Raw genomic sequence first — 6,289 nt, forward strand, 5'->3', positions numbered from 1 at the left:
ATAGTCCCTAATTCTGTTCCTCATCATCTGCATAATCCACACGAACAAGGTATAATCCCTGTGGGACTGCCTTGTAACGACAGGCATGCTTATCTTTCGCTTCTAACATCTTTTTTATATCAGCTTTTGTAATGCGATGTTTACCAGCTTCTATTAATGTTTGGGATAACATGCGTACCATGTAACGAAGGAAACCGTTTCCTTCGAAAATCATATGTACATGATCCTTTTCCTGTAACACCTCTAAACGAGTAATGGTTTTTACACGCGGTTTTCGCGGATCAATCTTATTACTGGTAAAGCTGGTAAAATCGTGAGTTCCTATCAATACAGTAGCGCATTCCTGCATATAAGCTACATCAAGCTTATGTGCATCCTTTGCCATATAATTTTCCTTAAAAGGATTTAAAATATCATTACTAATCAAATAATCATATCGTTTTCCAATGGCATCAAAACGGGCATGAAACGCTTCAGTAACCTGTTTTACGGACTGTATCCGGATATCTTTAGGTAATAGAGAATTCAATGCTTTTATCCAATGCTTCTCTTGTATCTTCATCTCACTGTCAAAATGAAACACTTGAGCTATAGCATGTACACCGGCATCCGTTCGTCCGCTAGCCACGATTGCAACATCATGCTTGTGCATTTTCGCTAATGCTTGTTCAATAACTTCTTGTATAGAAGTAGTATTCAACTGTTTCTGCCAGCCGCCATAGGAACTGCCATCATAGCTGACAACTGCTTTATAGCGTGCCATAGAATTCCCCTTTCCTTACTCTTTTTCTATCTGAACCTCTCGTAATAACCTTTATACCATTACCGCTTAAATATTATCTTAAACGCCTTTATCTTTACAATATGGATAAATGCACTATTACCAATCTTTAGCTTATGTGCTTAACCTTAAGCACTCTCTTTGACATTTCCTTAAAAGAAGCCAAGATCTGTCATACTTAATACAATCATTCCCACCAGAATTAACACACTTAACAACAATAAAGCTACATCCTTCCCATGCATCTTTAACTGTTTATAACGGGTACGTGGGCGACTAGGAATATATCCTCTGGCCTCCATTGCATATGCCAATTCTTCTGCTCTTTGAAAAGCAGAAACAAATAGAGGTACGATCAACGATAAAATGGCTTTCACCTTTTCCATCAGTTTCCCATTTTCCATATCCACACCACGTGATGCCTGTGCTTTCATGATACGCTGAGTTTCTTCAATCAGCGTTGGGATAAAACGCAATGCAATAGAAATCATCATCGCAATATCATGGGCAGGAACTCCAATCACTTTGAATGGTTTTAATAAATCCTCAATGCCTAAGGTTAGTTCTAAAGGCTTGGTGGTTGCTGTTAAAATCGTTGTGATCATGATCATCAATGCCAATCGTATCACGATGTACAGCGTCTGTGTCAAAGCATCTGTATAAATGTTCCAGCTGCCAATGGTAATGAGCACATCCCCACTGCGTACAACAAGCAGATTAATGATAAGTAGAAAGCTTAACATAAAAAGCATTGGTTTCATGGCTCTCCATAAGAAACTAAGCTTTAATTTCGCTAACAACGCAGTTAGTACTACCGCTATGCCGATAATGATATAACCGGTATAACCGGCCGGTATAAAGATTGCTACCATCATTAAGAGCATTGCCCCAATTTTTGCTCTGGGGTCCATGTTATGTATGATAGACGTTAATGGAAGGTATCTACCCAAAGCAATATTATTCATGGGATTTCACCTCTTTCGCTACTGCCTGTGCCAATTCATCTAAATCAAGAATGGAAGAAGCAATATGAAAACCTTGCGCAATCAGTTCTTCTCGTAAGCGTATGATGGCTGGCGGATTGATGCGCAGTTCTTTTAATAATGCAACCGAACGGAAGAATTCCTTTACATCGCATTGCTTTTCAATCTGACCATCCTTAACCACGATGACCTCATCACAGTAATGCAATACATGCTCCATATCGTGGGTAACGATTAAAACCGTCTTATGAAATTCACGATTCATGCGTAAAAACAGTTCCATCATATCTTTTGCTCCTTGCGGATCAAGTCCGGCTGTTGGCTCATCCAACACCAACACACCGGGGTCCATAGCCAAGATACCGGCAATCGCAATACGGCGTTTTTGGCCACCGGATAAATCAAAAGGAGACCGCTCTAAATAGCTTTCATCTAAGCCGACGACGTTGATGACCTTTTTTACAACTTCCAATGCCTCCTCTTCGCTTGCTCCAAAGTTCTTAGGACCGAAAGCAATATCCTTGGCAATCGTTTCTTCAAATAGCTGATATTCCGGAAACTGGAAGACCAGGCCTACCTGTTTACGCAACGCCTTTAAATTTTTTGGTTTTTCCTTAGCGACAATGTTCTTACCTAATACCTCTAATTCTCCTTCACTAGGCAACAACAATGCATTCAGATGCTGTACAAGGGTTGTTTTACCACTGCCTGTTTCACCAATCACAGCAGTAACCTTACCTTCGGGAATATTTAAATTGATATTTTTTAAAGCGGCATAGGAAAAAGGAGAACCTTCATTATAGGTGTGTGCTACATTTTTGAACGTAATTGACATACTTCCTCAACCGCCCTTTCTAGTGTGGTACATGGCGCAATTTCGATATGCGCCTTCTTTAATGCATTTGTGAACTTCAAGGCAAATGGAATATCCAGTTGTAATGCTATCAACTGTTCTTCCTTCAATAAGATGTCATCCGGTAATCCTTGCATGACAACATGTCCGCCATCCATAACAATAACATGATCTGACTTTGCTACCTCTTCGATATCATGCGTAATCGAAATGATCGTAATACTGCTTTCTTTATGTATTTCCTGGATCAGCTCATTAATTTCTGCTTTCCCTTGTGGATCTAGCATGCTTGTAGATTCATCGAAGATGATGATTTCCGGTGTCATTGCTAAAACGCCGGCGATAGCCACACGCTGTTTCTGCCCACCGGAAAGCTTTGTCGGCTCACTTTGCATATACTTGCTCATGCCGACTTTTTGCGCATAGCGATCGATAATCTCCTGCATATATTCGCTGGCTACCTGATGATTCTCCAAACCAAACGCGATATCATCGGCAACCGTAGCGCCGATAAACTGATTGTCCGGATTCTGAAAGACGATACCAACCTTATCGCGTATATCGTATAGCGTATCCATAGTCAGCTCTTCACCATCCACATAGATATGTCCCTGATCTTTATCCAGCAAACCAATCAATAACTTTGCTATCGTACTTTTGCCACTGCCATTATGTCCGATAATTGTTGTATAGCTGCCTTCTTCAATCGCAAAGGACACTGCCTCAACGGCATTGCGCTCCTTGTCATAAGAGAAGGTTAGATCTTCTACTCGTATCTTTTCCATATCATCACCTCAAAGTTTAGCCCATTTATTATACAACGAAAGCAGAATGAACACAATAAATTACGCCTGTATTTGTAGATGTGTCAAGACATATGACGTGATAGCGTTCTCATATGGAAACATAAATTTGAATCCAGCAATTCCATTATGCAGATGGAACGCTTTTTCACACGTATCCTCATCTTCTTCATGCTGATGGCACTAGGCTTCGCAAGCACTTTGAGCTAGTTCATAGCAGTCATCAAAGAAAAAAAGTGAAGAATTTTCGCCTTCACTTTCCATATCCTTTACTCCTGTTTTATTGGAAATTGCAGTTCCGTAAGCCATTGTGCACTCGTATCTTTATTCCAAACACCATCGATATACACCTCACGAGGCTCTCCTGCGGCCATATAGCCATGCTCTTCCATGTAAGCAATCAATGCTTGATAGGCATAAGGCAACGTTTCATAACTACCTTTATGAAGGACACAAACCGCTTGCTCCACCTCCGATAATTCGACAAAATGCAAATCTTGCATATCATCCTGCATCGCAGTAACCGCCTGAAATATTTCTGCATCAACCTTATTTGCTTTATATCCTCCATCATGGTAACAAGTAAAGCAATAATCTGGTTCTGCACATATACAACCGGCTTTTTCCATTGCCTCTCCCATTTTTGGCATATAGGTAAATAAATCTTGATAACTATCTAATTGTACACGCATGGATGCACATTTCACCTTAGGCAAGGATTTTATAATGGGATGATAAGCAGATACCGTATCCTCTTTGGCCAGATAACCTTCAATGGCAGCTATTTTCTGTGTCAAATCACTCACAGACTGCAGTAACTTACTTTTCTTCATCAATAACATTCCTGTTTCGTTAGCACCACTTAATATTTGTTGAATTTCATCCAAACGAAAACCAATTTGACGTAAAACGAGAATACGATGTAAGATTGGCAATTGACTAGAACTGTAATAGCGATATCCGTTATGCTCATCCACATATGCAGGCTTCAATAAGCCAATCTCATCATAATGACGCAATGCTTTAATCGTAATCTTATTCATTTGCGCAAACATTCCAATACGGTAATAGTAAGGTACCTCTTTTTCTGTACAATGGTAATTCTGTTCCATCTGCATCCTCCTTTTGTTAATCCCAGCGGAATAATCGAATTGCTATTTGATAGCCGAGTATGCCAATTAGTAATAGTATGCCAACCGCCAGTAGTGTTTGTTCATTCCATATCCCCATAGAAACATCCTTTAATACATGAATTCCTTGCGTTAGGGGCAATACATCCGCAATGTGTTGCAACGGTGAAGGAAACAATTCATATGGAATGGTTGCTCCGGATAAAAATAACATAGGGAAATAGACAACACTGCAAATGATATTCGTAACCTTTAGCGAAGGTGATAGACCAGCAATGATCATTCCTATGCCATACATCGAAAATAACACGAAAACGTAAGCTCCTAGAAATAAGAAGGGATTTCCTTCCATATGATAATCAAAAAATAGTATGGCGCATAAGCTTATCATACAGGCTGATACGATTGCCGTCAATGCGGCGATAAGTGTTTCCACTAATAATAACACGCGCGGACTTACCGGTGTCACAAAAAAATGTTTTAAGATTTTTTTATCACGATAATCGCTGAACGTCATAGGAAGACCCATGAATGCTGTCGCACAGATACCAATGGTGATTAGAGAAGAAAATGCACTTTGCATAAAGGTATAGCCACTATTTCCTGCTTGTTGATCTTTCGCGATAAAACCAATCAAAAATAAGATTCCTACCGGCATGATCACACCAAAAATGATACCATCCGGACAGCGAAGAGCTAATTTCCCTTCTATTTTAAACAATGTCAAAAAGCGCTTCATAACTTAGTCACCTCCATATAGTGTAAATAAGCTTCTTCTAAACTGGCAAAACCTTTTGCAATATCTGCTACAGTTCCTTCCATAATAGCATTTCCCTGTTTCAATAATAAAATGCGATCACACAAATACGCTGCTTCTTCCATATAGTGTGTCGTTAACAAAATGGTCGTACCTTTTTCTTTCCATAACAAAAGACGATCCCAAACCGCTCTTCTTGCGGCTGCATCTAACCCTGTCGTAGCTTCATCTAAAAAAAGCATTTCCGGTTTTGGTAGCAATGCCAATAGGATAGATAACTTTTGGCGTTCTCCTTGTGATAAATGCGCTACAAAATGATGTGCAAACGGCGATAATTCAAACTGTTCCAATAGTTCATGGTAATCTGCAGGATCTTGATACAGTGATGCCATTTCTTCGCATAATTCCCTTACCCGAATATTGTTTTGATAACTTGATGCCTGCAGTTGTACTCCAATCCTTTCAAAGATTGTTTTATCTATGCTAGCACCATCTTTCTTTAAGAGCCTGATTTTTCCTTCATCAGGGTTTTGTAAACCAAGAAGCATTTCGATCGTTGTCGTTTTCCCCGCACCATTGTGTCCTAGAATACCGAAGATTTCACCTTTCTTCACCTCAAAAGACAATTGATTCACCGCAATTTGTGTTTGAAATCGCTTTGTCAGATGTTCCACTTGTATACATAATTCCATCATTCATACCTCCTTGTAAATCAAGGATATATCCTCCTGTTACAGGAGAGTCAAGCACTTTAATAAAACTATGAGAACCTTTATCGTACAATGAATAAAAAGATCTTTTGTTGATAAAATATTTACCTGTTTGCTGATCATCAAGAATAATCCATTTAATAAAAAAACTTAATCTTTCGCATCATGATTAAGCATAAGCGTCATCATATGGATAAATCGAGTAGGGTGAAATAAATCACCCTCTCACACCACCGTACGTACGGTTCCGTATACGGCGGTTCGTTTTAATT

At 39.4% G+C, this 6,289-nt stretch carries 7 protein-coding genes; all 7 read right to left on the reverse strand.

Annotated features, from left to right (window positions below; genetic code table 11):
* Positions 1-7: 7 nt before the first annotated feature.
* The 7 genes from truA to ACESSZ_RS12780 all read right to left on the reverse strand — a co-directional run bounded on the left by truA (position 8) and on the right by ACESSZ_RS12780 (position 5,999).
* Entirely contained in the window at positions 8-763 is a 756-nt protein-coding gene (gene truA / locus ACESSZ_RS12750) for a tRNA pseudouridine(38-40) synthase TruA (protein ID WP_008690051.1), read from the reverse strand.
* A gap of 170 nt (positions 764-933) precedes the next feature.
* Positions 934-1,746, reverse strand: a complete 813-nt coding sequence (locus ACESSZ_RS12755; RefSeq protein WP_008690052.1) for an energy-coupling factor transporter transmembrane component T family protein — start codon at positions 1,744-1,746, stop codon at positions 934-936.
* Positions 1,739-2,599, reverse strand: a complete 861-nt coding sequence (locus ACESSZ_RS12760) for an energy-coupling factor transporter ATPase (protein ID WP_008690053.1) — start codon at positions 2,597-2,599, stop codon at positions 1,739-1,741. The genes ACESSZ_RS12755 and ACESSZ_RS12760 overlap by 8 nt, the downstream gene beginning before the upstream one ends.
* A complete protein-coding gene (locus ACESSZ_RS12765) occupies positions 2,575-3,402 on the reverse strand; it encodes an energy-coupling factor transporter ATPase (protein WP_008690055.1) in 828 nt (275 codons plus the stop codon). The genes ACESSZ_RS12760 and ACESSZ_RS12765 overlap by 25 nt, the downstream gene beginning before the upstream one ends.
* A gap of 287 nt (positions 3,403-3,689) precedes the next feature.
* On the reverse strand, positions 3,690-4,532 hold the full coding sequence (locus tag ACESSZ_RS12770; RefSeq protein WP_008690057.1) for a MerR family transcriptional regulator: 843 nt from the start codon (positions 4,530-4,532) through the stop codon (positions 3,690-3,692).
* Between the two features lie 16 nt (positions 4,533-4,548).
* Entirely contained in the window at positions 4,549-5,289 is a 741-nt protein-coding gene (locus ACESSZ_RS12775) for an ABC transporter permease (protein WP_008690058.1), read from the reverse strand.
* Positions 5,286-5,999, reverse strand: a complete 714-nt coding sequence (locus ACESSZ_RS12780; RefSeq protein WP_008690059.1) for an ABC transporter ATP-binding protein — start codon at positions 5,997-5,999, stop codon at positions 5,286-5,288. The genes ACESSZ_RS12775 and ACESSZ_RS12780 overlap by 4 nt, the downstream gene beginning before the upstream one ends.
* Positions 6,000-6,289: the final 290 nt, after the last annotated feature.

The sequence above is a fragment of the Eubacterium sp. 3_1_31 genome (assembly GCF_964249515.1).
GTDB lineage: Bacteria > Bacillota_I > Bacilli_A > Erysipelotrichales > Erysipelotrichaceae > Longicatena > Longicatena caecimuris.